Consider the following 24,820-nt stretch of genomic DNA (forward strand, 5'->3'; position numbering starts at 1 on the left):
CGCGGTTGGGCACATCGTTATGGAAACGGCGTTTCCCGTCAATGGATCTCGGCTCTACGTTGGCGGAAACGACGTTTCCGACAAGGAAGGCCCCGTCGGTGGACTACCCCCTCGCTCTGGCACTCGTCGACTTCCTACCGGTTCTCGCCATGACCGCGGGCATCAGCCTGCTCGTCCCCTTCGTCCGCCGGATGGCCGGACCTTCCATCGCCACCGCCGCGCTGGCGGGCGGCGCGCTCACGGTGACCGGCGGCGCGCTCAAGGCCGTCTGGAAGCTCATCGTGGCCTCCGGCGGGCCGGACATCGTGTGGATGGCGAAAGCCCAGTTCTTCCTCCTCGGCCCCGGGTTCACGCTGCTGGCCTGGGCACTGCTGAGCACGGCGCCGAGCACGGCCGGAAGGCGGCCGCCGCTCTGGGCGTTCGCCGCCTTCGCGGTGGCCGGACTGGCGGCGGCCGCCGCCCTGGGCGGCACCTGGCCGCTGCTGATCGTGACCACCGTCTCGGCCACGATCCTGGGTGTCCGGCTGCTGCTGCTCTCCCGCCGCGCCAACCAGGTCGCGGCGACCTTCCTGTTCGGTTTCAACCTGCTGGGGACGTACGCGATGGGCATCCTGGCGGGGCAGCCCGAGCAGACGATCGCCCTGCAATGGGTCGAGGAGTCGCTCAACACGCTCACCTGGACGGCCTTCGCCATGGGAGTCTGGCGGCTCGCCCGGGCGAAGACGTTATTGACTGAACAGCTCTTCAGATGATTGATTGTGGAAACTCCGTTTCATTCTGAGGAACATCCGTGGAGGATCACTTGGAGTCGCTGATGCGGCCCATACGCGGCCCCGTCCTGCTGTCGGTGCTCGGCACGTGGCTCCAGGCACTGGCCACCACGGCGCTCCTGCTGCTGGTGGGGACCGCGATCGGGCAGATCTACCGGGGCGGCGCCCCCGAGACCGCGGTGATCGCGGGACTGTTCGCGGCGGCGGCGGCCCGCGCGCTGCTCGCCGCCGCCGTTCCGGCGATCACCGTCCGCGCGGGCGGCCGGCTGGAGGTCGGGCTCCGCGACCGGATCTACCGCCACCTGCTCAGGCTCGGCGCGCCGCTGCGCTCGCGGGAGCAGACCGGCAGGCTGGTCTCCACCGGCACCGAGGCCGTCGAGCTCGTCGCCACCTACTACGCGACCTTCCTCGGCCCGATCCTCGCCTCGATGACCGTGCCGATCCTCGTACTGGTGGCCATCGGGGTGTTCATCGACCCGTGGACGGCGCTCATCCTGGCCATCGTGGTCCCGGCCATCCCGCTGACCGTCGGCGTCTTCCAGCGCGGCTTCGCCAAGGTGAGCGACGGCTACCGCGACACGGCCAACCACCTCGCCGCCCGCTTCCTCGACGCCCTGCAGGGCCTGTCGACGCTCAAGCTCTTCAACCAGGGCACGGCGCACGGCAGGGCCCTCGCCAGGTCCTCGGAGGAGCTGCGCCGCGCGATCATGCGGCTGCTCGCCGGCAACCAGGTCATCCTGTTCGTCGTCGACACGGTGTTCTCGCTCGGCATGATCACCACGGCGACCGTGCTGGCGATGGCCCGGATGCGCGAGGGCGCGATCGACGCCGGCGAGGCGGTGGCCCTCGTGCTGCTCACCACGCAGCTCGTGGAGCCGCTGGACAAGGTCGGCCAGTTCTTCTACGTCGGCATGGGCGGCGCCGCGGCCGCCAAGGAGATCAGGGCCCAGCTGGCCGAGGAGCCCGCCGTCGCCGACCCCGCGACGAGCGCGCCGGAGAAGGCCACCTCCGACGTGTCCTTCGAGGGCGTGAGCTTCGCCTACCTGCCGGACACGCCGGTGCTGCGGGAGGTGGGCTTCACCATCGCCCCGGGCGAGAAGGTCGCGCTGGTCGGGCCGTCGGGCTCGGGCAAGACCACCGTCGCCGCGCTGCTCCAGCGCAACCTCGACCCCGGCGCGGGCGTGATCCGCGTCGGCGGCCACGACATCACCTCGGTGCCCGCCGCGTGGGTGCGCGAGCAGATCAGCGTCGTGGCGCAGACCACCTACCTGTTCACCGGCACGCTGCGCGACAACCTGCTGGTCGCCGCGCCGGACGCCGACGACGAACGGCTGTGGGACGCGCTGCGCACGGCCAACCTGGACGAGTTCGTCCGGGGGCTGCCGGAGGGACTGGACACACCGACGGGCGAGCGCGGCCTCATGCTGTCCGGCGGGCAGGCGCAGCGCACCGCCATCGCCCGCGCCGTGCTCAAGGGCTCACCCATCCTCGTCCTCGACGAGCCGACCTCCAACGTGGACCTGGAGTCCGAGGCGGCGATCCTGGCCGCCCTCGACCGGCTGACCGTCGGCCGTACGGTGCTGATGATCGCGCACCGGCTGTCCACGGTGCGCGACGCGGACCGGATCGTGGTCCTGGAGGACGGCCTCGTCACCGAGCAGGGCTCCCACGACGAACTGATGACCGGCGGCGGGCACTACGCCCGCGCGGTCCGGCGGACCGAGGTGGAGACGCGATGACCCGGACCCAGATCAGCCTGCGCCTGCTGCGCTTCGGCCGTCCGCTGATGACGCCGCTGGCCGTCTCGGTCACCTTCCGGGTGCTGCAGATGTGCCTCGGCATCGCGTTGTACGGCGTCGGCGCGTGGGGCGTGGTCCGCGTCGCGTCCGGCGACCCGTCGGTGATCACGCCGGTGGCGGTCGCGATGGTGGTCATGGCCTTCGCCAAGGGCCTGTTCCGCTACGTCGAGCAGTACGCCGGCCACTACGTCGCCTTCAAGCTGCTGGCCATGCTCCGCGACGACTTCTACCAGCGGATCGAGCCGCAGGCCCCGGCCGGGATCGAGGGCAGCAGGACCGGTGACCTGCTCGCCCGCGTCATGAAGGACATCGACCGGATCGAGGTGTTCTACGCGCACACGATCGCGCCGTCGCTGGCCGCCGTCATCGTCCCGGTGATCTCCCTGTCGGTGCTCGGCGCCGAGTACAGCCCGGTGGTGGCCCTCGTGCTGGCGCCGTTCCTGCTGGGCGTGGGCGTCGTGGTGCCGTGGCTGAGTCACCGCGCCGCCGCGACGGCCGCCACCGATCTGCGGCGGTCCCGCGGCGAGATCTCCCAGCACCTCACCGACGGCGTCCAAGGGGTCAGGGAGGTGCTCGCCTTCGGCTACGGCACCCGCCGCCTGGCCGAACTCGAGGCGCTCGGCTCGTCGGGCGCCTCGGCGATCGGCCGGCTGGGCACGCTGATCTCCATGCGCCGGGGCCTGAACGAGTTCCTGGTCGGCGCGGGCGTGATCGCGGTCCTGTTCACCGGCTGGGGACAGGGGCTGTCCTGGCAGGACATCGCCGTCACGGTGGCGATCGGGCTGGCGACCTTCGGGCCCGTGCTGGGGGTCGAGGAGTTCATGGCCGACCTGGAGCAGGCCTTCGCCGGCGCGCGCCGCATCTGGGAGATCACCGACCGGCCGCCGCTGGTCACCGACCCGCCCGCGCCCGCGCCCCGGCCCGCCACGGCCTCCATCGGCTTCGAGTCGGTCACCTTCGCCTACCCCGGCCAGAGCCCGCCCGCGGTGTCCGGCGTCTCCTTCACCGTGCCGGCCGGCAGCCGCTACGCGGTGGTGGGCGCCTCGGGCTCCGGCAAGTCCACTCTGGTCTCGCTCCTGCTGAGGTTCTGGGAGCCGGAGTCCGGCACGGTGCGCGTGGGCGGCACCCCGGTCGACCGGCTCGGCCTGGACGACCTGCGCGACCTGATCGCCGTCGTGGGCCAGCGCACCTACCTGTTCAACGACACCGTCGCCGCCAACCTGCGGCTGGCCCGGCCCGACGCCACCCAGGAGCAACTGGAGGCGGTCTGCCGCCAGGCCGCCCTGCACGACACGATCATGGAGATGCCCGAGGGTTACGACACCGTGGTCGGCGAGATGGGCGAGCGCCTGTCGGGCGGCCAGCGGCAGCGGCTGGCGATCGCCCGCGCGCTGCTCAAGGACGCCCCCATCCTCGTCCTGGACGAGGCCACCTCCGAACTGGACGTGCACACCGAGGCCGAGATCCAGCGGCAGATCGACGACCTGGCACAGGGCAGGACCCTGCTGGTCATCGCGCACCGGCTGGCCACGGTCACCGACGCCGACCGCATCCTCGTCATGGATCGCGGCCGGCTGGTCGAGCAGGGCTCCCACCGGGAACTGCTGGCTCGCCAGGGCGCATACGCCCGCCTGTACGCCCGCCAGGCCGACGACCTCGACCGGGCGGCGGGATAGAGAAACGGCCGTGAGAGGGATGCAGCCCCTCTCACGGCCAGAACCTTCGCGAAGGAAGGCCCGCCCATGCTACGTCCCCCCTCCCGCAAGCTGTCTCGGATCCTCACCGTGACGATCGCCACACTGCTGGCGCTGATCGTCGCCCTGCCGGCGTGGGCTCATCACACGGTGATCCTCACCAAGGCCAACACCCCGGGCAACGCGCCCCGGGTCGTCGACGGCGCGGTCTCCTTCGCCTTCTACGGCTGGATGAACAAGCCGCTCGACGTGCGCTCGTTCAAGCTCACCTTCACGGCCGGGCAGCGACTGTACTTCGAGGCGATCATGCCTGACCTCGCCCCCGAGAACACCATCCCCAACCACCACCTCCCGCAGATCCTGATCACCACGCCCAGCGGGAGCCTGATCGCCGTCCCGCCGACGCTCAGGGAGCCGTTCTACGAGGAGCACAGCCACACCACGCTGATCCGCTTCGCCAAGCTGGACCGGGTGGCCGAGGCCGGCACCTACCAGTTCGTGGTGATCGGGGCCCGGCAGCAGCGCTTCGCCCTGGCGACCGGGCTGCTGGAGACCCCCGGACAGCTCGAGAACGGCACCATCGGCAACTTCTACGACGTCATCCACTGGTACCAGACCCCCGCGCCCTACGACCCCGCCGGAGTCTGACCCCAAGCCGGTGCGGCGGGTCCGAGGGGTCCCGCCGCACCCCATTCGTGCTGGGATGGGACCATCGGGTACCTTCCGAGCATGACGCGAACCGAGATACCGTCATAGTCATGATTCGTGTGTTTCTGCTTGACGATCACGAGGTGGTCCGCCGGGGCGTGGCCGCCCTGCTCGGGTCCGAGGACGATATCGAGGTGATCGGCGAGGCGGGCACCGCTGAGTCGGCGATCGCCCGCATCCCGGCGCTCAAGCCGGACGTGGCGGTGCTCGACGTGCGGTTGCCCGACGGCAACGGCGTCGACGTGTGCCGGGAGGCGCGGTCCCGGCTGCCCGGGCTGGCGTGCCTGATGCTGACCTCGTACGCCGACGACGACGCGCTGTTCGACGCGGTGATGGCGGGGGCCTCGGGCTACGTGCTCAAGCAGATCCACGGCTCCGACCTGGTGGGCGCGGTGCGCACGGTCGCCTCCGGCCAGTCGCTGCTCGATCCGCAGACCACGGCCTCCATGTTGCAGCGGCTGCGCGACCAGGCGGCCCGGCAGGACCCTCTGGCGGCGCTGTCCGACCAGGAGCGGCACATTCTCGAGCTGATCGGCGAGGGGCTGACCAACCGGCAGATCGGCGAGCGGCTGTTCCTGGCGGAGAAGACGGTCAAGAACTACGTGTCCAACCTGCTGGCCAAGCTCAACATGCAGCGGCGCACCCAGGCGGCCGCCCTCTCGGCGCGGCTCAGGGCAGATCGGCGCGAATAAATGGGACCTTCGGCCCTGGGGGGTCCACCGGCCGAGCGGCGATCATAGAACGTATGCAACTGGATTCGTCTGGCCTGCGGGTTCTCAATCGTGAGGAGTGCCTGCGCCTGCTGTCAGCCACGCCGATCGGCCGGATCGTCTTCACCGACCGGGCGCTGCCCGCGGTGCAGCCGGTCACGTTCGCCCTCGACGGCGAGACCATCGTGATCCGCACCGGCGGCGGATCCAAACTGGCGGCGGCCACCCGGCACGCGGTGGTGGCGTTCGAGGTGGACGAGTTCGACACCGAGCTGCGCACCGGCTGGTCGGTGACCGCGGTGGGCAAGGCCCGGGCGGTGCAGGACCCGGCCGAGATCGGCCGGCTGGCGGAGCTGCCGCTGGCCGCGTGGGCGCCCGGCAGCCGCGACCACTACATCGTGGTCGAGGCCGAGCAACTGACCGGCCGCATGATCACGCGCACGCCCGCCACCGAAATGTCGCTCTCCATGTGTCCGGAGTGAGCCGGGCCGTGTTCAGATGGGCACCTGCCAGCGGAGCGTGGTGCCGCCGGTGTCGGGAGTGGTGATCTCGAAGGAGCCGCCGAGCCCGGTGGCGCGTTCCTCCAGGTTGCGCAGCCCGCTGCGGCGCCCGTCGGCGGACAGTCCCACGCCGTCGTCGCGGACGATGAGGGTGAGGATCTCGCCGGCCACCTCGACCGACACCTCGGACTTGGACGCCCTGGCGTGACGCACCACGTTGGACAGCGCCTCGCGCAGGACCGCCAGCAGGTGCTCGGCGATGGCCTCGGGCACGCGGTTGTCGAGCTGCCCCTCCATCCGCAGGCCGGGCATGAAGCCGAGGTGGCCGCGGGCGCCCTCGACCAGCTCGACGACCTGCGCGCGCAGGCTAGGGCCGCTGGCCTGGTGGGCGCCCTGCAGGGCGAAGATGGTCGAGCGGATCTGCCGGATCGTCTCGTCGAGCTCGTCGATCGCATGCTGCAGCCGCCCCGAGGCCTCGGGGTGCTCGACCAGCCGGACCGTGCTCATCAGCGTCATCGCGATGGCGAACAACCGCTGGATGACGACGTCGTGCAGGTCCTTGGCGATCCGGTCGCGGTCTTCGAGCAGGCCGAGGCGTTCGGCGTCCTTGCGGGTGTCGGCCAGCTCCAGCGCGATCGCGGCCTGACCGGCGAACGACTCCAGCATCCGCAGGTCGGCCACGCTGAACGGGAGCCGGCCCGACCTCTTGGCCAGGGCCAGCACGCCGCGCACGGAATGCCCGCCGCCCAGCGGCAGCAGCAGCTCGGGGCCGAAGCCCAGCTCGCGCAGCGGTGAGTCGGCGGCCGGCAGGTCACGCTCGGACATCGCCTCACCCCGGGTGAACACCTGCCCGACCGGGGTGGCGCCCACCTGGAAGACCAGGCCGCTCACGTCGTCGGCGTGCTCGCCCTCGGCGTACTCGACCGTCAGCCACTCCCCCGACCGGTCCGGCAGCAGGACCTTGGCCAGGTCGGCGTCGGCCATCTGCCGGGCCCGCCCGGCCATCAGGGTGAGCACCTCGCTCCGGTCTGCGCCGGACAGCAGGCTCGTGGTCACCTCGGAGGAGGCGTGCAGCCAGGTCTCGCGCCGTCGTGACTCCTCGAACAGGCGGGCGTTCTCGATGGCCACGCCGGCGGCGGTGGCCAGCGCGATGACGATCGCCTCGTCCTCCTCGTCGAACTCGCCGCCGCCGCGTTTCTCGGTCAGGTAGAGGTTGCCGAACACCTCGTCGCGCACGCGGAGCGGGACGCCGAGGAAGGTGCCCATGGGCGGGTGCCCCGGCGGGAAGCCGTAGGACTCGGGATGGTCGGCGATGCGGCCGAGGCGCAGCGGCCGGGCGTCCTTGATGAGCAGGCCGAGCAGGCCGAGACCGTGCGGCCAGTGCTCGATCTTGGCGATCTCCTCCTCGCTCAGCCCGACGGGGATGAACTGGATGAGAGTGCGCTCCTGGCCGATCACGCCGAGCGCGCCGTAGCTGGCGTCGACCAGCTTGGTGGCGGTCTCCACGATGCGGGCGAGCACCGTCTCCAGATCGAGGTCGCTGCCCACCAAGACCACGGCCTCGAGCAACGCGTGCACCCGGTCCCGCGTGGCGAGCACGGCGTTCAGCCGGACCTGGAGCTCAGCGAGCAACTCGTCCAGCCGCATGTTGGGCATCAACGGGTTGCCCTCGCCTTCCGTCATACGAGCAGTCTCGCATCAGCTGAGGCCGCTCGCCCACCCAGGTTGGACCTTCGCCCGCCCGGTTCCGGATCTTGTCCGATCCCGGGCGGGCGAGCCGGTTACGCGGGGCCCGAGCGGACGACGGCCACCGCGCAGCGGGCGTGGTGGAGGATGCCCCGGCTGACCGAGCCGAGCAGCACCGATCCCATGACGCCTCGGCCGTGTGAGCCCACCACGACCAGGTCGGACCGGTCCGAGGCGTCGGCGAGCGCGTTCACGGGATGCGCGGACCGCACGTCCTCGACGACCGTCACCTGGGGGTACTCCCTCCGGTACGCCGCCAGCCGGTCCGTGACGAGCTGGTGCTGTGCCGTACGGACCTCGTCCATGTCGTACGGGATGTCGGGCGCGAAGGCGTGCACCGGCAGCTGCCAGGCGTGCACCACCCGCAGCGTGCTGCCCCGCAGCCTGGCCTGCTCGAAGGCGTAGGCCAGGGCCGGTTCGCACTCGGGAGAGTCGTCGACGCCCACGGTGACCTCGCCGAGGGTCTCACGGCGCTCGCCGCGCACGACCACGACGGGGCACTGCGTGTGCCCGGCGACGTGCGTACTGACCGAGCCCAGCAGCGCGCCGGCGAACCCGCCCAGCCCGCGGCTGCCGACCACGATCTCGGTGGCCTCCTTGGACTGCTCGCGCAGCACCACGGCGGCGGGGCCTTCGGCCAGCTCCGTCGTCACCTCGACCTCGGGCTGGCGTTCGTGGGCCAGCGCGACCGCCTCGGCCAGGAACCGGTGCCCGGTGCGCACGAGCGCGTCCGGCCAGTCGTCGTTGGGGAACCTGGCGATCTGGTAGGGCGAGTGGTCCACCGCGTGCACGATCCGCAACGGCTGGTGCGCGCGGAAGGCGTCGTTCGCCGCCCACTCCACCGCCGCCCGCGAGGCCACCGAGCCGTCCACACCCACGATGATCATGATGTCTCCTCCTTCGTCACCTCTATGGGACCTCTTCGCACCGGGTTCGCTGCAGGGCCGTAGGTCCCGTCCGGGCAGGCCCTAGGGCCATGTCTGCCCTGGTGGCCTGGGGGTAGTTCGGGTGCATGGCCGTCATCGATGTCACGACCGTGAGCCGCCGGTGAACCCGTGGACCCTGGTCTTCGAGGGCTTCGACCCTGCCGCCGAAGGGCTCCGGGAGGCGCTGTGCACGCTGGGCAACGGCCGGTTCGCCACCCGAGGGGCGACACCCGACGGCGCCGGCCGGACACCCGGCACCTACGCGGCGGGCTGCTTCAACCGCCTCGACTCCACGGTCGCCGGGCGCGTGGTGTCCAACGAGGACATGGTCAACCTGCCCGACTGGCTGCCGGTGACCTTCGCCACGCCCGGCTCCGACTGGTTCGACCCGGCGACGGACGGCCCGCTCGACTACCGCCACGAGCTGGACCTGCGTCACGGGGTGCTGCTGCGGCTGCTGCGCTGGCGTGACGCGGCGGGCCGCGTCACGCGGGTACGGCAGCGCCGCCTGGTGTCCATGGCCGACCCGCGCCTGGCCGCGCTGGAGACCGAGTTCGTCCCGGAGAACTGGTCGGGCCCGATGCGGGTGCGGACCGTTCTCGACGGCCGGGTGGGCAACCAGGGCGTCGCCCGCTACCGCGAGCTGCGCGGCGACCATCTGACCGGCCACGCCACCGGCATCGAGGACGACCTGGCCTGGCTGACCGCCACCACCCGCTCCTCCGGCATCACGGTCGCCTACGCGGCCCGCGCCGACACCGCCTTCCCCGCCCGCGAGGCGACCCGCGAACCTGGCCGGATCACCGCGGAGTACCGGCTCGACCTGCTCGAAGGCGAGCCGGTGACGCTGTCCAAGGTCGTCGCCCTGGTGACCTCGCGCGACCCCGCGATCGGCGACGCCCGCTCCGCGGCGGTGCGGGCCGTACGGCTGGCGCCGGGCTTCGACACGCTGCTCGCCCGGCACCGGGCCGCCTGGGACCGCCTGTGGGAGCGCGCCCGGCTGGACGTCGACGGGCCGGAGACCTCGCAGATCGTCCACCTGCACGTCTTCCACCTGCTGCAGACGCTCTCCCCGCACACGGCCGACATCGACGCGGGCGTGCCCGCGCGGGGCCTGCACGGCGAGGCGTACCGGGGGCACGTGTTCTGGGACGAGCTGTTCGTGATGCCGTGGCTGAACCTCCGCTTTCCCGACATCTCCCTCGGCCTGCTGCGCTACCGGTGGCGGCGGCTGCCCGAGGCCAGGGCGGCGGCCCGCGCCGCGGGGTTCGCCGGCGCGATGTTCCCCTGGCAGAGCGCGAGCGACGGCACCGAGCAGACCCAGACCCTGCACCTCAACCCCGAGTCCGGGCGCTGGCTGCCCGACCACTCCCGCCTGCAGCGGCACGCCGGCCTGGCCATCGCCTACAACGTCTGGCAGCACTACCTGGCGACCGGCGCGATGCGGCCGTGGTGCGCGGAGCTGCTGATCGACATCGCCAGGTTCTTCGCCTCGCTGGCCGAGGCGGACCCGGAGTCGGGCCGCTACGAGATCCGCGGCGTCATGGGCCCCGACGAGTATCACGACGCCTACCCCGGGGCCGAGTCCCCCGGCCTGGACAACAACGCCTACACCAACGTGATGACCGTCTGGCTGCTGCTGCGCGCCGCCGACACGCTGGAGCTGTTCCCGGAGTTCCAGGGCACGGCCGAGGAGGCGGATCGCTGGCACGACATCACCCGGCGGATGCGGGTCGACTTCCACGACGGCGTGATCAGCCAGTTCACCGGCTACGCCGGCCTGGAGGAGCTCGACTGGGAGCGCTATCACGGCGTGCGGCGGCTCGACCGGGTGCTGGAGGCCGCCGGCGACGACGTCAACCGTTACCGGGCGTCCAAGCAGGCCGACACGCTGATGCTCTTCTACCTGCTGACCACCGACGAGCTGCTGGCTCTGCTCCTGCGGCTCGGTTATCCGTGTGAGCCCGGCCTCATCCACCGCACGATCCACTACTACCTCGCGCGCACCAGCCACGGCTCCACCCTGAGCGCCCTGGTGCACGCGTGGGTGCTCGCCCGATCGGACCGCGCCGGATCCTGGCGGTTCTTCCACGAGGCCCTGATCAGCGACATCCAGGACGTCCAGCACGGCACCACCGCCGAAGGCATTCACCTCGGCGCCATGGCGGGCACGCTCGACCTGCTGCAGCGCTGCTACCTGGGGCTGGAGCTACGCCGCGACGGGCTGCGGCTCAACCCGGTGCTGCCCGACCGGCTGGGCACGATGTCGCTGACGATCCGCTACCGGGGCGCGCGGTTCTTCATCGACGCCGACCGCGAGAGCGCCTGGATCAACGACAACATGCTCAGGTGCGGCGCCAGCCGTACGTTCACGAGCGATCAGGGGGGAACCACCATGGCCGCGACGGGCGACCTCGGACGCCGCATCATCTACCACCGCGAACGCCTCGGGCTGACCCGCGAGCAGCTCGCCGAGCGCACCGGCATGGCCGCCGGCTACGTCAAGTACCTGGAGGAGAATCCCGAGACGCTCGCCACGGGCGCGCTGGCGCGGCTCGCGGCCGCCCTGGAGACGACCGTCGAGAGCCTGCTCGGCGGCGGCCTGGACCGGCCGCCGGGACGCGGCCCGGCGGCGGCGCATCCCACGCTGGAGGCCCTCGGCCGTGACGAGTGCCTGCGCCTGCTCGCGCCCGGCGGCGTCGGCCGGGTCGCCTTCAGCGGCCTGCACGGGCCCACCGTGCTGCCCGTCAACTACCGGCTGCACGAGGGCGCGATCGTCATCCGCACGGCCCACGGCGGCCCGATGGACCGCGACCTGCGCACCGGTGTGGAGGGCATGGACATCAAGATCGGCTTCGAGGTCGACCGGATCGACGAGGCCAGGCGCGAGGGCTGGAGCGTGCTCGTCCAGGGGGCGGCCCACCACGTGCCGCCCGACGAGATCGACCAGGTGATCGGCTCCGGCGTGACCCCCTGGGCGGGCGGTGAGCGCGAGCTGTACATCCGCATCGTGCCGCAGCGGATCACCGGCCGCCGCATCCACGGGCTCTGACGCGGGCGGCCCCTGTCCCGACGAGGACGACGTCGGCTACCGGCCCCCTCTGAGCCGGAGCAGCGCCCGCACCGCGTCGCAGAGCACCGGCGTGAGCAGCGCGGCGCCCGCGGCCATCGCCCAGCCCAGCGGCGGGACCGGTGCGAGCGCGAGGAACGTGCCGAGGGCCGGCACCAGCGTCACCAGCGCCTGCAGCGCGGCCGCGCCCACGACGGCGAGCAGCACCGCCCGGCCGTGCCACCAGCCGCGCTCGAAGGTCCAGCGCCGGGCCCTGGCCACGTAGGCCAGGGTCAGCCGGGCGAAGACGAGAGCGAGTACGGCCTGGGTCCGCACCTGCGCCTCGTCCCAGCCGAGCCGCCGGGCGACCTCCACCGTGGCGAAGACCAGCAGCCCGACGATCAGCGAGCGGATCCCGATGCGGGCCAGCACGGCGCCGGACAGCAGCCCGTCTCGGCGCGGCCTGGCCGTCAGCGGGTCGCCGGCCGACCGGTCGACGCCCAGGGCGATGGCCGGGATGCCGTCCAGCACCAGGTTGATCCAGAGCAGTTGCACCGGAAGCAGCGGGATGACCAGGTCGGGCCAGGCGAACAGGCCCACGAGCACGAGGAAGATCTCGGCCAGGTTGCCGGCCAGCAGGTAGCCGATCATGGATTCGACGTTGTGGTGCAGGCGGCGGCCCTGCCGCACCCCGGTGACGATCGTGCCCAGCTCGCCGTTGGTGACGACCACGGCGGCGGCCTCCCTGGCCACGTCCGTGCCCTCGTCGCCGGCCATGGCGATGCCGACGTCGGCGTGCCGCAGCGCGGGCGCGTCGTTGACGCCGTCGCCGGTCATCGCGACGACCTCGCCGCCCGCGCGCAGCGCGCGGACCAGGTCCAGCTTGGTCGCCGGATCGACGCGGGCCAGCACGTTCGCCTCGCGCAGCCGCTCCTCACGGTCCTCGCCGTCCAGCGCGGCCCCGGTCACCACCGGGTCGGGCTCGATGCCGACCTGCTCGGCCACGGCCCGGGCGGTGTCGGCGTGGTCGCCGGTCACCATGATCACCCGGATGCCGCCCCGCCGGCAGTCGGCGACGGCCTGCCGCGCCGACTCGCGGATCTCGTCGCTCAGCGCGAGCAGCGCGACCGGCCGCAGCCCGGTCGCGTCGAGGTCGTCGGTGTCGTGCTCGGCCAGCGCCAGCACGCGCAGCCCCCGGCCGGCCAGCTCGGACACGGCCCGCTCCAGCCGGTCGACCTCCGGGCCGGGGGCGCACCGGGCCAGCACCACCTCCGGCGCGCCCTTCACCGTCAGCACCGGCCCCTCGGTGACGACCGCCATCGACCGTACGTCGGCGTCGAAGGGCCTGGTCGCCAGCCTGGCCCCGCCGTCGAGGGGCGTCGTCCCGTGGCGGGCGGCGGCGGCCAGCAGCGCCACGTCCACCGCGTCGCCCACGCCGTCGTGCGCGTCGTTGCAGCGGACGGCGGCCCGCCAGACGTCCGCGCCCGGCGCCGCGACGTGGTCGGCGACGGTCAGCCGCCCGGTGGTCAGGGTGCCGGTCTTGTCCGAGGCGATCACGGTGGTCGCGCCGAGCGCCTGGATGGCCGGCAACCGCCGGACGATGACGCCGCGCCGGGCCATCCGCTGCGAGCCGAGCGCCAGGGCGGTGGTGACCGCCGCGGCCATGCTCTCGGGCACCGCCGCGATGGCCAGCGCCACCCCGGCCAGCGCCAGGTCGAGCGGCTCGATGCCGCCCCGGGCCAGCCCGAGCGCCACCATCACCACGCCCGCGACGAGGGCCAGCAGGCCGATGCGCTTGGAGACGGTGGCGAGCTCCACCTCCAGCGGCCCCTTGACCTTGCCCTGCAGGGCGGAGGCGATGTGGCCCATCTCGGTGACGGCGCCGGTGCTCTCCACCACCGCCACGCCCGAGCCGCGCACCACCATGCTGCCGGAGAACAGCTGCCCGTCACGGTCGCCCAGCGGCCCCCGCGTCGTGCCCCGCGCCCGCTTGGCGGCCGAGTTCGACTCGCCCGTCAGCATGGACTCGTTCACGGCCAGCGAGGCCGCCTCCAGCACGCGGGCGTCGGCGGGCACCCGGTCTCCGGCCGCCACCTCGATCACGTCGCCGGGCACGACCTCCGCGGCCGGGATCCGCCGGACCACGCCGTCGCGGCGGACCTTGGCCATCGGCGCCGACAACGTCCGCAGGGCTCGTACGGCCCGCTCGGCCTTGACCTCCTGGGTGACGCCGATGACCACGTTCACCGCCAGGATCGCCATGATGGCCGCGCCCTCGGGCGCCTCGCCCAGCACGACCAGGGTGACCAGCCCGGCGACCAGCAGGAGGATCGACAGCGGATCGGCCAGCTGGCGGACCGCTCTGAGCGGGATCGACGGCTGCTTGGGCTCCGGTAACCGGTTCGGCCCATGCTCGGTCAGCAGGCGGGCCGCCTCGTCGTCGCCGAGCCCCTGCCGGGCATGCGTGATCACGTCCATGTGATTATCAGATCATTGACGACGTATGGGGCGCGGGTGCCGAAGGGCGCTGTCCGCTGTGACCTTCGTCCCAGACATCTGAGGGGCGCGAGGCGGGCCGCACCGGTGTCAGCTTGTTTCGCGGATGCCGGGCCCCTGCGACACCAGAGGTTCCCGGGCCTGCTCGGCGGCGGACCTGCGGGTGGACTCGCGGCTCATGCTGAAGGCGTGGGTGGGACGCCTCTTCCTCTGCCGTGTCAGCCCTGGCCCGGCAGGACGGGCTCCAGGTGGAACATCCCGGTGACGATCTCGCCCGGCTCCTCCTTGCGGGGGTCGATGCGGCCGGCCACGGCGGACAGGACGTCGCGGGCCGTGACCAGCCCGACCAGGCCGCTGCGGGACACCACGGGCACGGCGTCGCAGCCGCTGTCGACCATGACGGCCGCGACGCGGGCGAGCGGGGTGTCGGGCCCGACGCGCGGCCGGGGCTCTCGTCCCAGCAGGGAGCCGACCTGACGGTCGGACTGCTCCTGCGGCCCGCCGGACCAGGTGACGGCCACGTCCTCACGGGTGAGGACGCCCACGACGTGTCTCCCCTCGACGACCGGCAGGTGGTGGACACCGGACCGGCGCATCAGCTCCCAGGCCATCAGCGGCGACTCGTCCGCCCTGATGGCCACCAGGGCCCGGCTCATCACGTGCCGGGCGGTCAGGGTCTCGATCTTCATGACGCCTCCTTTCGCGGCCGGACCACGGCGACCGGGCAGCTCACGTGGTGCAGCACGCCGTGACTGACCGAGCCGAGCACCGCCGAGGCGAACCCGCCCAGGCCGCGCGAGCCGACCACCACGAGGTCGGCGGTGGCGGCGGCCTTGATGAGCGCGGACACGGGGTGCTCACAGAGCTGTTCGTCGGTGATCAGGACGTCGGGATCGTCCTCCCGCCAGGGGATCAGCCGTTCGCGGGCCGCCTGGGCCTGCTGCTGGAAGGCCTCCTGCATCAGGTCGCTGAAGGCGACGGCGTACGGCGAGTAGATCGGCAGCTGCCAGGCGTAGACGACGTGCAGTTGCGCGTCGCGGCTCCGGGCCTGCTCGATGGCGTACGCCATGGCCGCCACGGACGGCTCGGACCCGTCGTAGCCGACGACGACCCGGCCGTGCGTCACCACGGCGGGTCCGCGCACGATCACGACGGGTCCGGCGGCGTGCCCGGCGACGGCCATGCCGATCGACCCGAGCATCATTCCGGCGAATCCGCCGTGTCCTCTGCTGCCGAGCACCACGCTGTCGGCGCTCGCGGACTCGGCGACGAGCGCGCCGGCCGCTCCCCCGTGCAGCGCCTCGGTGCTCAGCTCGACGTCCGGCGCCAGGTCGTGGGCGTGGGCGGCGGCCGTCTCCAGGATCCGGGCGCAGTGCTCGGTCGCGCCGTCGGCGTGCCAGGGCTCGCACACGTGCACGATCCGCAGCCCCAGCGCCCGGTGCCGCGCGTCGAGGGCGGCCCACTCCACCGCCGCCGTCGCGGGCGCGGAGCCGTCGACCCCCACCACGATCCGTCCGGCCATCACGATCTCCTCCACGGTCGGCCCTTCCACCTCCACCTTTCCGGAATGGGCGGCCGGAATCCGGAGGACGAAGTCCTCGAACCGGGTGCCGTTGGTCCTTATGGATTTGCGAATATTCGCAATTGCCTACATAGTTGAGCTGTCATCTCGCGGGAAAGCGACCCGGCCGCCCGCGACGGGCTCTCACGGAAGGCGGAGGCGGCGTGCCGATTCCCCTGTACCAGGCGAAAGCCGAGTTCTTCCGGATGCTGGGGCACCCGGTCCGCATCCGGGTGCTGGAGCTGCTGCAGGACGGCCCGGTGCCGGTGCGTGACCTGCTGGCGGCGATCGACGTCGAGCCGCCCAACCTGTCGCAGCATCTGGCGGTGCTGCGGCGCTCGGGCATCGTCATGTCGGCCCGTGAGGGTTCCAGCGTGGTCTACCAGCTGGCCGGCGGCGACGTGGCCGACCTGATGCGCGCCGCGCGCCGGATCCTGACCGCCATGCTCACCGACCAGCACGACCTGCTCGAGGAGCTGCGCTCGTCGGAGGTCGGCACTCCGTGAGCCGGTGGCTCCACCGGGCCTGGAGCTCGGCCGGCTCGCTGCTGCCCGCCCGGAGCGACCTGGCCGCGATGCGCCGCCACCCGCGCCGCGACCTGCTGGCCGGGTTCACGGTCGCGATCGTGGCGCTGCCGCTGGCGCTCGGCTTCGGCGTCTCCTCGGGGCTGGGCGCGGAGGCGGGGCTGGCCACCGCGGTCGTCGCGGGCGCCGTCGCCGCCGTGTTCGGCGGCTCCAACCTGCAGGTCTCCGGTCCCACCGGCGCCATGACCGTGGTGCTGGTGCCGATCGTCGCCCAGTACGGTCCCGGGGGCGTGCTGACGGTCGGCCTGATGGCCGGCGTCATCCTGCTGGCCCTGGCCGTGGCCCGCGTCGGGCGATACATGCGTTATGTCCCCGCACCCGTGGTGGAGGGCTTCACCCTGGGCATCGCCTGCGTGATCGCCCTGCAGCAGGTCCCCTCCGCCCTGGGCGTGCCTCCACCCGAGGGTGACAAGGCGGTGGCCGTGGCCTGGCAGGCCGTGCTGGACTTCGCCGGGGCGCCCGACTGGACGGCGATCGCGCTGGCTGCCGGGGTGGCCGCGATCATGCTGGGCGGAGCCCGGCTGCGGCCGGCCGTCCCGTTCTCCATCGTCGCCGTGGTCGCGGCGACCGTCGCGACGCGGCTGCTCGGCCTGGACGCGACCACGATCGGCGCCCTGCCGGCGGGTCTGCCCGCCCCCTCGCTGGCCTTCCTCGACCTGTCCGCGATCGGCTCGCTGCTGACGCCCGCCATCGCGGTGGCGGCACTGGCCGCGCTGGAGTCGCTGCTGTCGGCGTCGGTGGCCGACGGCATGACCGTGGGCGAGCGGCACGACCCCGACCGCGAGCTGTTCGGGCAGGGCCTGGCCAACATCGCCGCGCCGCTGTTCGGCGGCGTCCCGGCGACCGCGGCCATCGCCCGCACCGCCGTCAACGTCCGCAGCGGCGCCTCCTCCCGGCTGGCCTCGCTCACCCACGCCGCCGTGCTGGCCGCCATCGTCTACACCGCCGCGCCGCTGGTCTCCCACATCCCGCTGGCCGCGCTGGCGGGGGTCCTGCTGGCCACCGCGATCCGGATGGTCGAGGTCGGCTCGCTGCGCGCGATCGCCCGGGCCACCCGCTCAGACGCTCTCGTGCTGGTGCTGACCGCCATGGCCACGGTGGTCCTCGACCTGGTCTACGCGGTCATCCTCGGCCTCGTCATCGCCGGCGCGCTGGCGCTGCGCGCCGTGGCCCGTCAGGCCCGGCTGGACCAGGTCGACTTCACGCCCGACCTGCCCGGCGAGCACGGCGACGAGGAATACGCCCTGCTCGCCGAGCACATCGTCGCCTACCGGATCGACGGACCGCTGTTCTTCGCCGCCGCCCACCGGTTCCTGCTGGAGCTGTCCGAGGTCGCCGACGTGCGCGTGGTCATCCTGCGGATGTCCCGCGTGACCACCGTGGACGCCACCGGGGCGCTGGTGCTCAAGGACGCCGTCGACCGGCTGCACCGGCGGGGCATCCTCGTGCTGGTCTCCGGCCTGCGGCCCGGCCAGGTGCCGGTGTTCGACTCGGTCGGCGCCCTGGATCAGGCGGCCGGCAGGCACCCCGGCACTCCGGAGGCCATCGAGCACGCCCGCGCGCACCTGCGGCGGACCGGAGTCCTGCCGCCCGCACCCGCGCCGGCCTGACCGCGCGGCGGGGTCAGGGGCGGTTGCTCGGCTCCCAGCCCCGCGATGGCCGGCCCGGGTGGCTCCCCGGGCGGTCGTCGCGGCCGCGGTAGACGATGTACGGGCGCGTGAGGTAGCCGAGCGGCGCGGTCAGCATGTGCACCAGCCGGGTGAAGGGCCAGATCGCGAAGAGCACGAGCGCGCTGAGCGCGTGGGCCTGGAAGAGCGGCGGCGCCCCGGCCATGAGCTCGGCCTTCGGCTGGAAGGCGAAGACCGACCGGAACCAGGGCGAGATGGTGGAACGGTAGTCGTAGCCACCGCCGATGATGTTGGCGGCGACGGTCGCGGCCAGGCCCAGCACGATCACCAGGACCAGGACGGCGTACATGAGCTTGTCGTTGCGGGTGGTGGCGGTGAAGACGGGGCCCACGGTGCGGCGGCGGTAGACGAGGATGGCGAGGCCGGCCAGCGTGCACACGCCCGCGACGGTGCCGAGCACGACGGCCACCACATGGTAGGCCTCCTCGGTGACGCCCACCGCCTCCGTCCAGGACTTCGGGATCACCAGGCCGCCGACGTGGCCGAGGATCACCACCAGGAGACCGAAGTGGAACAGCGGGCTGCCGACGCGCAGCAGCCGTGACTCGTACATCTGGGAGGAGCGCGTCGTCCAGCCGAACTTGTCGTAGCGGTAGCGCCACACGTGGCCGAGCACGAACACGGTGAGGGCCACGTACGGGGCGGCCACCCACAGGATCAGGTCCAGCGCGTTCATCGGGGTTCTCCGGGCATCGTGAAGGGTTCCAGGCCGACCTCTTCGACCGGCGGCCCCTCGGCCGCCAGCCGGGCCACGGCGGCGCGCTCGCGCGCGGTCGGCGGCGGCAGGGTGGCCAGGACGGCGGCGACCACGTCCTGGTAGGGCGAGCGTTCGTCCCGCAGGGCCGCCAGCAGCGTCTCCAGGCCCGCCCGGTGCTCGCGGAGCAGCCGTGTCGCCTGCTCGGTCGCGCCCCGGCCGGACAGCTCGCAGACGGCGGCCAGGTGGTCGGGCAGCTCGCCGTCGGCGAGCTCGAACCCGGCCTCCCGGAAGGCGTGCTTGAACCGCAGCAACGCCATCCCGCGCTTGCGGGTGTCGCCGTAGGCGTAGTAGCTGAGGTACAGGCAGCAGCGGCGCTTGAGGTCGAAGGTCGCCACGTAGTGCTCGGCCAGCTCGGCCACCGGGGTGACGGCCAGGTGGTCGAGGAAGGCGGTCAGGCGCCGGGCCGGCTCGCCCGGAGGCAGGCCGGCCACGGCCTCGGCCAGCAGCGGCACCGCCCCGGCCAGCCGCTCGTCGGGATAGCCGAGCAGCACCGAAGCCGTCAGGTGCACCGCGCGGTCACTCATGGGTTCTCCTCGCGCTTGGGGAACAGGCCGTCGGGCATCCCCTTGCCGTCCCAGTTGAGCAGGTTGACGCGGCGGGGACGATCGGCGGGATCGGCCAGGGCGCCGCTCCCCTGGCGGTCCTTGAGCGCGTGGAAGTTCTCCACCGCCACCGGCGCGGGCATGCCGCTCGCCTCGCCGAACGGGCCGCCCATGCCGGGACCGCCCTCGTAGTCGAGGCTGCACCCGGTGAACGACTCCTCCAGTTCCCCGGCCTGCTCGGCGTGCGCCTTGGGGATCACGTAACGCTCGGCGTAGGGGGCCAGGGCGAGCAGCCGGTGCATGCCCTCGACCTGTTCGCCGGTCAGGCCGGCCGACGCGGCGATGCTCTCGTCGGGGCTCTGACCGAGGTTGAGGCGGCGCATGTAGGAGCGCATGGCGGCCAGGCGGCGCAGCGAGGCCCGCACCGGCTCGGGATCGCCGGCCGTGAACAGCTCGGCCAGGTACTCGACCGGGATGCGCAGGGAGTCGATCGCGCCGAACAGGTTGCCCGCGTCCTCGCCGTCGTGGCCGGTGCCGGCCAGTGCGTCGACCATCGGCGACAGGGGCGGGATGTACCAGACCATCGGCATCGTGCGGTATTCGGGATGCAGCGGGAGCGCGACGCCGTACTCGAAGATCAGTTTGTGGATGGGCGACCGGCGGGCCGCGTCCAGCCAGTCCTCGGGGATGCCGGAGGCGCGCGCGCCCGCGATCACCTCGGGGTCGTTCGGGTCCAGCAGGACGCTCTTCTGCGCCTCGTACAGGTCCTTCTCGTCGGGCACGGAGGCCGCGTCCATGACGCGGTCGGCGTCGTACAGGATCAGGCCGATGTAGCGCAGCCGGCCCACGCACGTCTCGGAGCAGACGGTCGGGATGCCGACCTCGACCCGCGGATAGCAGAAGGTGCACTTCTCGGCCTTGCCGGTCTTGTGGTTGAAGTACACCTTCTTGTACGGGCAGCCGGTCACGCACATCCGCCAGCCGCGGCAGCGGTCCTGGTCGACCAGCACGATGCCGTCCTCGGAGCGCTTGTACATCGCGCCGGACGGGCAGGAGGCCACGCACGACGGGTTGAGACAGTGCTCGCAGATGCGCGGCAGGTAGAACATGAACGCCTGCTCGAACTCCAGCTTCACCTGGTCCGACAGCTTGCTCAGCACCGGGTCGGCGGAGGCCAGTTGCGGGGAGCCGGCCAGGTTGTCGTCCCAGTTGGCGCTCCAGGTGATCTTCGTGGGCAGGCCGCTGATGAGCGACCGGGGCCGGGCGACCGGCGTGTCCTCGGTGGCGGGGGCGGAGAAGAGCCGGTCGTAGTCGTAGGTCCACGGCTCGTAGTAGTCGCCGATGGACGGCATGAGCGGGTTGGCGAAGATGGTGAGCAGCTTGTGCAGCCGGCCTCCGGCGCGCAGCCGCAGCCGGCCGCGCCCGTTCAGCTCCCAGCCGCCCTTCCACTTCTTCTGATCCTGGTAGGTGCGGGGGTAGCCCTGCCCGGGACGGGTCTCGACGTTGTTGAACCAGACGTACTCGGTGCCGGCGCGGTTGGTCCAGGCCTGCTTGCAGGTGACCGAGCAGGTGTGGCAGCCGATGCACTTGTCCAGGTTCATCACCATGGCAAGCTGGCCCATGACTCTCATCAGTAGTCGACCTCCTGGGAGCGGCGCCGGATCACGGTGACCTCGTCACGCTGGTTTCCGGTGGGCCCGAGGTAGTTGAAGGCGAACGACAGCTGGGCGTAGCCGCCGATCAGGTGGGTGGGTTTGACCAGCAGGCGGGTGAGCGAGTTGTGGATGCCGCCGCGCCGCCCGGACGCCTCGGTCTTGGGCACGTCCACCACGCGTTCCTGCGCGTGGTACATGTACACGGTGCCTTCGGGCATGCGGTGCGAGACGACCGCGCGGGCGACGACGACCCCGTTGCGGTTGACCGCCTCGATCCAGTCGTTGTCGTCGATGCCCGCCTTGGCCGCGTCCGCCGGGCTCATCCAGATGGTCGGCCCGCCGCGTGACAGCGTCAGCATGAGCAGGTTGTCCTGGTACTCGGAGTGGATGGACCACTTGGAGTGCGGGGTGAGGTAGCGCACCGTGATCCCGTCCGCCCCCGACTCGCCCACGCTCGGCTCGCCGAACATCGCGGTCATGTTCAGCGGTGGCCGGTAGACAGGCAGCGCCTCACCCGCCTCCTGCATCCAGTCATGGTCGAGGTAGAAGTGCTGGCGGCCGGTGAGGGTGTGCCAGGGTTTGCGGTGCTCGACGTTGATGGTGAACGCCGAGTAGCGCCGCCCGTCCGTCTCGCTGCCCGACCACTCGGGCGAGGTGATCACCGGCACCGGCCGGGCCTGGGTGTCGGCGAACGTGATGCGCCGGTGCTCGTCGGCCAGCCCGTCGAAGGACGTCCCGGTACGGCGGCCCAGCGTGGCGAAGCCCTGGGCGGCCAGGTGGCCGTTCGTGGTGCCCGACAGGGCCAGGATGGCCTCGCACATCGCGATGTCGGTGGCCAGCGACGGCCGCCCGTCCGCCGTGACGCCGTTGGTCCGGCGCAGCCGTTCGACCTCGGCGGCCATGTCGAAGGTGAGGCCCTTGGTGGTGGCGCCGAGCCGTTCGGTCAGCGGCCCGAGCGAGGCCATCTTCGCCGCGACGGCGCCGTAGTCGCGTTCGACGGTGACGAGCTTGGGGAAGTCGACGCCGGGGGTCGGCCGCGTGCCCGTGGTGCGCCAGTCGCGCACCCGCCCGTGCGGGGTGGCCAGCTCGTCGGGCGTGTCGTGCAGCAGCGGCACGGCCACGACGTCCGTACGGGTGCCGAGGTGCCGCTCGGCCAGCGCGCTGAAGGACGCGGCGATGGCGTGGAACGCGGCGAAGTCGGTGCGGGTCTGCCAGGGCGGGTCGATCGCCGGGGAGAAGGCGTGCACGAACGGGTGCATGTCGGTGGAGGACAGGTCGTGCTTCTCGTACCAGGTGGCGGCGGGCAGCACGATGTCGGAGAACAGCGTGGTGGAGGTCATCCGGAAGTCCAGCGACAGCAGCAGGTCGAGCTTGCCCCTCGGCGCCTCCTCCGGCCAGGCGAGGCTCTCGGGCCGCTGCTCCGGTCCCGCCTCCTCGGCCCGCACCGACGAGTCGGTGCCCAGCAGGTGGCGCAGGAAGTACTCGTTGCCCTTGGCCGACGAGCCCAGCAGGTTGGCCCGCCACACGGTCAGCACGCGCGGCCAGTTCGCGGGCGCGTCGGGATCCTCGCAGGCCCAGCCGAGGCCGCCGGAGGCGACCTGCTCGGCGACGTACGGCCCGATGTCCCGGCCCGCCGCGGCGGCCTCGTCGGCCAGGTCGAGCGGGTTGCGGTCGAAGGTCGGGTAGGACGGCATCCAGCCCAACCGCGCCGACTGCGACAGCAGGTCCGCGGTGGCCTTGCCGGCGAACTCCCCGCCGCCGAGCGGAGAGGAGACGACGTCGGCGGAGTAGGTGTCGTAGCGCCACTGGTCGGTGTGCAGGTACCAGTAGGCGGTGCCGATCATCTGCCGGGGCGGGCGCGACCAGTCGAGGCCGCCGGCCAGCTGCGCCCAGCCGGTGACCGGACGGCACTTCTCCTGGCCGACGTAGTGGGCCCAGCCGCCGCCGTTGACGCCCTGGCAGCCGGTCAGCGTGGTCAGCGCCAGGAAGGAGCGGTAGATCGTGTCGGAGTGGAACCAGTGGTTGGTCCCCGCCCCCATGATGATCATGGAGCGGCCCTTGGACTCCTCGGCGTTGCGGGCCCACTCGCGCGCGATGCGGATCGCCTGGGCCGCCGGGACCGAGGTGACGCGCTCCTGCCAGGCCGGGGTGTACGGCTCGTCCGCGTCGTCGTAGCCGGCCGGCCACCTGCCGGGCAGGCCCTCGCGGGCCACGCCGTACTGGGCGAGCATCAGGTCGTACACGGTGGTGACCAGGTGGCCGCCGATCCGCCGGACCGGGACCCCGCGCTCCAGCACGCCGCCGCCGTCGCCGGTGTCGAAGCGGGGCAGCGCGACCGTGACGGCCTCGCCGCCGTAGACGGTCAGGGCCGGGTCGAGGTCGCCCAGGACGAGATTCCAGCGGCCCTGCCCCTGCTCGGCGAAACGGAAGCCGAGCGAGCCGTTGGGCACCGCCGCCTCGCCGGTCCGGGAGTCCAGCACGACCGTCTTGAACGCCTCCTCCTTGCCCTCCTGTCCCAGATCGGCCGCGGTGAGGAACTTGTCCGGCAGGTACGAACCGCCCTCGTGCTCGCGCAGCCGCACCAGGAACGGCAGGTCGGTGTGACGCTTGACGTAGCCGGTGAAGTAGGGCGTCGGGCGATCGGCGAAGAACTCCTTGAGGATCACCTGGCCCATCGCCATGGCCAGCGCGCCGTCGGTGCCCGGGTGCGGGGCCAGCCACTCGTCGGCGAACTTGGCCGCGTCGCTGTAGTCGGGCGAGAGCACCACGACCTTCTGGCCCCGGTAGCGGGCCTCGGCCATGAAGTGCGCGTCGGGGGTGCGGGTGACCGGCACGTTCGAGCCCCACAGCATGAGGTAGGCCGCGTCCCACCAGTCGGCCGACTCCGGGACGTCGGTCTGGTCGCCGAACACCTGCGGGGAGGCGACCGGCAGGTCGGCGTACCAGTCGTAGAACGACAGCATTGCCCCGCCGATCAGCGAGACGAAGCGGGAGCCGGCGGCGTGCGAGGCCATCGACATGGCCGGGATCGGCGAGAAGCCCGCCACCCGGTCGGGCCCGTACTCCTTGATGGTGTGCACGTGCGCCGCCGCGATGATCTCGGTCGCCTCGTCCCAGGTGATCCGGACCAGCCCGCCCTTGCCGCGGGCCGACTGGTAGCGCCGCCGCCTGACCGGGTCGGCGGTGATCTCGGCCCAGGCCGCGACCGGGTCGCCCAGCCTGGCCTTGGCCTCCCGGTACATCTCCACCAGCACGCCGCGCGCGTAGGGGAAACGCACCCGGGTGGGCGAGTAGGTGTACCAGGAGAAGGCGGCTCCTCGCGGGCAGCCGCGCGGCTCGTACTCCGGCCGGTCACCGCCCACGCTGGGATAGTCGGTCTGCTGCGCCTCCCAGGTGATCACGCCGTCCTTGACGTACACCTTCCAGGAGCAGGAGCCGGTGCAGTTGACGCCGTGGGTGGAGCGCACCACCTTGTCGTGGCTCCACCGGTCGCGGTAGAAGGCGTCGCCCTGCCGGCCGCCGATCTGGTGCAGGGTGCGCAGGTCGTCCGAGACCTGGCCGGGACGCAGGTGCCTGCCCAGTTGGAGCAGTGCGTCGCTGACCGGTCCGTCCATGCCCGACATGTAGATCCTTCT

The 24,820-nt window shown here is 72.4% G+C and carries 18 protein-coding genes; 9 read left to right on the plus strand and 9 right to left on the minus strand.

The window, feature by feature from the left end:
* Window positions 1–98 precede the first annotated feature (98 nt).
* From AB0I38_RS04860 to AB0I38_RS04885, 6 genes are all read left to right on the plus strand, one after another.
* On the plus strand, window positions 99–752 hold the full coding sequence (locus tag AB0I38_RS04860) for a hypothetical protein (protein WP_358461961.1): 654 nt from the start codon (window positions 99–101) through the stop codon (window positions 750–752).
* Window positions 753–790: 38 nt separating this feature from the next.
* Window positions 791–2,509, plus strand: coding sequence for an ABC transporter ATP-binding protein/permease (locus AB0I38_RS04865; protein WP_358461964.1), 1,719 nt, complete (start codon window positions 791–793; stop codon window positions 2,507–2,509).
* A complete protein-coding gene (gene cydC, locus AB0I38_RS04870; RefSeq protein ID WP_358461967.1) occupies window positions 2,506–4,245 on the plus strand; it encodes a thiol reductant ABC exporter subunit CydC in 1,740 nt (579 codons plus the stop codon). The genes AB0I38_RS04865 and cydC overlap by 4 nt, the downstream gene beginning before the upstream one ends.
* A gap of 66 nt (window positions 4,246–4,311) precedes the next feature.
* A complete protein-coding gene (locus AB0I38_RS04875) occupies window positions 4,312–4,911 on the plus strand; it encodes a hypothetical protein (protein ID WP_358461970.1) in 600 nt (199 codons plus the stop codon).
* A 110-nt stretch (window positions 4,912–5,021) separates the two neighbouring features.
* Complete coding sequence (locus tag AB0I38_RS04880) at window positions 5,022–5,663, plus strand: response regulator transcription factor (RefSeq protein WP_358461973.1); 642 nt, start codon at window positions 5,022–5,024, stop codon at window positions 5,661–5,663.
* A gap of 53 nt (window positions 5,664–5,716) precedes the next feature.
* Entirely contained in the window at window positions 5,717–6,163 is a 447-nt protein-coding gene (locus tag AB0I38_RS04885; protein ID WP_358461976.1) for a pyridoxamine 5'-phosphate oxidase family protein, read from the plus strand.
* A 12-nt stretch (window positions 6,164–6,175) separates the two neighbouring features.
* On the opposite strand, the gene AB0I38_RS04890 is transcribed toward AB0I38_RS04885, so the two are convergent.
* The gene (locus AB0I38_RS04890) at window positions 6,176–7,864 is read right to left on the minus strand and encodes a sensor histidine kinase (RefSeq protein ID WP_358461979.1); all 1,689 of its coding nucleotides are present in this window, start codon (window positions 7,862–7,864) and stop codon (window positions 6,176–6,178) included.
* 98 nt (window positions 7,865–7,962) lie between these two features.
* Window positions 7,963–8,814, minus strand: a complete 852-nt coding sequence (locus AB0I38_RS04895) for a universal stress protein (RefSeq protein ID WP_358461982.1) — start codon at window positions 8,812–8,814, stop codon at window positions 7,963–7,965.
* A gap of 160 nt (window positions 8,815–8,974) precedes the next feature.
* Between AB0I38_RS04895 and AB0I38_RS04900 the strand changes: the two genes are divergently transcribed.
* The gene (locus AB0I38_RS04900; RefSeq protein ID WP_358461985.1) at window positions 8,975–11,905 is read left to right on the plus strand and encodes a pyridoxamine 5'-phosphate oxidase family protein; all 2,931 of its coding nucleotides are present in this window, start codon (window positions 8,975–8,977) and stop codon (window positions 11,903–11,905) included.
* 36 nt (window positions 11,906–11,941) lie between these two features.
* Here AB0I38_RS04900 and AB0I38_RS04905 read toward each other — a convergent pair whose 3' ends face one another.
* The 3 genes from AB0I38_RS04905 to AB0I38_RS04915 form a co-directional block, all read right to left on the minus strand.
* The gene (locus AB0I38_RS04905) at window positions 11,942–14,380 is read right to left on the minus strand and encodes a cation-translocating P-type ATPase (protein ID WP_358461988.1); all 2,439 of its coding nucleotides are present in this window, start codon (window positions 14,378–14,380) and stop codon (window positions 11,942–11,944) included.
* A 236-nt stretch (window positions 14,381–14,616) separates the two neighbouring features.
* A complete protein-coding gene (locus AB0I38_RS04910; protein ID WP_358461992.1) occupies window positions 14,617–15,087 on the minus strand; it encodes a CBS domain-containing protein in 471 nt (156 codons plus the stop codon).
* Window positions 15,084–15,950 carry a universal stress protein gene (locus AB0I38_RS04915; protein ID WP_358461995.1) on the minus strand — a complete coding sequence of 289 codons (867 nt, stop codon included), beginning with the start codon at window positions 15,948–15,950 and terminating at the stop codon, window positions 15,084–15,086. The genes AB0I38_RS04910 and AB0I38_RS04915 overlap by 4 nt, the downstream gene beginning before the upstream one ends.
* Window positions 15,951–16,123: 173 nt before the next feature.
* Between AB0I38_RS04915 and AB0I38_RS04920 the strand changes: the two genes are divergently transcribed.
* Together AB0I38_RS04920 and AB0I38_RS04925 are read left to right on the plus strand one after the other, a co-directional pair.
* Window positions 16,124–16,465 carry an ArsR/SmtB family transcription factor gene (locus AB0I38_RS04920; RefSeq protein ID WP_358461998.1) on the plus strand — a complete coding sequence of 114 codons (342 nt, stop codon included), beginning with the start codon at window positions 16,124–16,126 and terminating at the stop codon, window positions 16,463–16,465.
* A 68-nt stretch (window positions 16,466–16,533) separates the two neighbouring features.
* A complete protein-coding gene (locus AB0I38_RS04925) occupies window positions 16,534–18,153 on the plus strand; it encodes a SulP family inorganic anion transporter (protein WP_358462284.1) in 1,620 nt (539 codons plus the stop codon).
* Window positions 18,154–18,166: 13 nt separating this feature from the next.
* On the opposite strand, the gene narI is transcribed toward AB0I38_RS04925, so the two are convergent.
* Genes narI through AB0I38_RS04945 form a run of 4 tightly spaced genes read right to left on the minus strand, consistent with a single transcriptional unit; the run spans window position 18,167 to window position 24,808 of the window.
* The gene (narI, locus tag AB0I38_RS04930) at window positions 18,167–18,907 is read right to left on the minus strand and encodes a respiratory nitrate reductase subunit gamma (protein WP_358462001.1); all 741 of its coding nucleotides are present in this window, start codon (window positions 18,905–18,907) and stop codon (window positions 18,167–18,169) included.
* Entirely contained in the window at window positions 18,904–19,512 is a 609-nt protein-coding gene (gene narJ / locus AB0I38_RS04935) for a nitrate reductase molybdenum cofactor assembly chaperone (RefSeq protein ID WP_358462003.1), read from the minus strand. The genes narI and narJ overlap by 4 nt, the downstream gene beginning before the upstream one ends.
* Entirely contained in the window at window positions 19,509–21,161 is a 1,653-nt protein-coding gene (gene narH / locus AB0I38_RS04940; protein WP_358462006.1) for a nitrate reductase subunit beta, read from the minus strand. The genes narJ and narH overlap by 4 nt, the downstream gene beginning before the upstream one ends.
* Window positions 21,161–24,808 carry a nitrate reductase subunit alpha gene (locus AB0I38_RS04945; protein ID WP_358462009.1) on the minus strand — a complete coding sequence of 1,216 codons (3,648 nt, stop codon included), beginning with the start codon at window positions 24,806–24,808 and terminating at the stop codon, window positions 21,161–21,163. The genes narH and AB0I38_RS04945 overlap by 1 nt, the downstream gene beginning before the upstream one ends.
* Window positions 24,809–24,820 lie beyond the last annotated feature (12 nt).

Source organism: Nonomuraea cavernae, from assembly GCF_040655715.1.
Classification (GTDB): Bacteria; Actinomycetota; Actinomycetes; order Streptosporangiales; family Streptosporangiaceae; genus Nonomuraea; species Nonomuraea cavernae_A.

Excerpts from the sequence above, each read along its gene's own strand:
- cydC (WP_358461967.1), top strand. The coding sequence starts at position 2,506 with ATGACCCGGACCCAGATCAGCCTGCGCCTGCTGCGCTTCGGCCGTCCG.
- AB0I38_RS04875 (WP_358461970.1), top strand. The coding sequence starts at position 4,312 with ATGCTACGTCCCCCCTCCCGCAAGCTGTCTCGGATCCTCACCGTGACG.
- AB0I38_RS04880 (WP_358461973.1), top strand. The coding sequence starts at position 5,022 with ATGATTCGTGTGTTTCTGCTTGACGATCACGAGGTGGTCCGCCGGGGC.
- AB0I38_RS04885 (WP_358461976.1), top strand. The coding sequence starts at position 5,717 with ATGCAACTGGATTCGTCTGGCCTGCGGGTTCTCAATCGTGAGGAGTGC.
- AB0I38_RS04890 (WP_358461979.1), bottom strand. The coding sequence starts at position 7,864 with ATGACGGAAGGCGAGGGCAACCCGTTGATGCCCAACATGCGGCTGGAC.
- AB0I38_RS04895 (WP_358461982.1), bottom strand. The coding sequence starts at position 8,814 with ATGATCATCGTGGGTGTGGACGGCTCGGTGGCCTCGCGGGCGGCGGTG.
- AB0I38_RS04905 (WP_358461988.1), bottom strand. The coding sequence starts at position 14,380 with ATGGACGTGATCACGCATGCCCGGCAGGGGCTCGGCGACGACGAGGCG.
- AB0I38_RS04910 (WP_358461992.1), bottom strand. The coding sequence starts at position 15,087 with ATGAAGATCGAGACCCTGACCGCCCGGCACGTGATGAGCCGGGCCCTG.
- AB0I38_RS04925 (WP_358462284.1), top strand. The coding sequence starts at position 16,534 with ATGCGCCGCCACCCGCGCCGCGACCTGCTGGCCGGGTTCACGGTCGCG.
- narI (WP_358462001.1), bottom strand. The coding sequence starts at position 18,907 with ATGAACGCGCTGGACCTGATCCTGTGGGTGGCCGCCCCGTACGTGGCC.
- narJ (WP_358462003.1), bottom strand. The coding sequence starts at position 19,512 with ATGAGTGACCGCGCGGTGCACCTGACGGCTTCGGTGCTGCTCGGCTAT.
- narH (WP_358462006.1), bottom strand. The coding sequence starts at position 21,161 with ATGAGAGTCATGGGCCAGCTTGCCATGGTGATGAACCTGGACAAGTGC.
- AB0I38_RS04945 (WP_358462009.1), bottom strand. The coding sequence starts at position 24,808 with ATGTCGGGCATGGACGGACCGGTCAGCGACGCACTGCTCCAACTGGGC.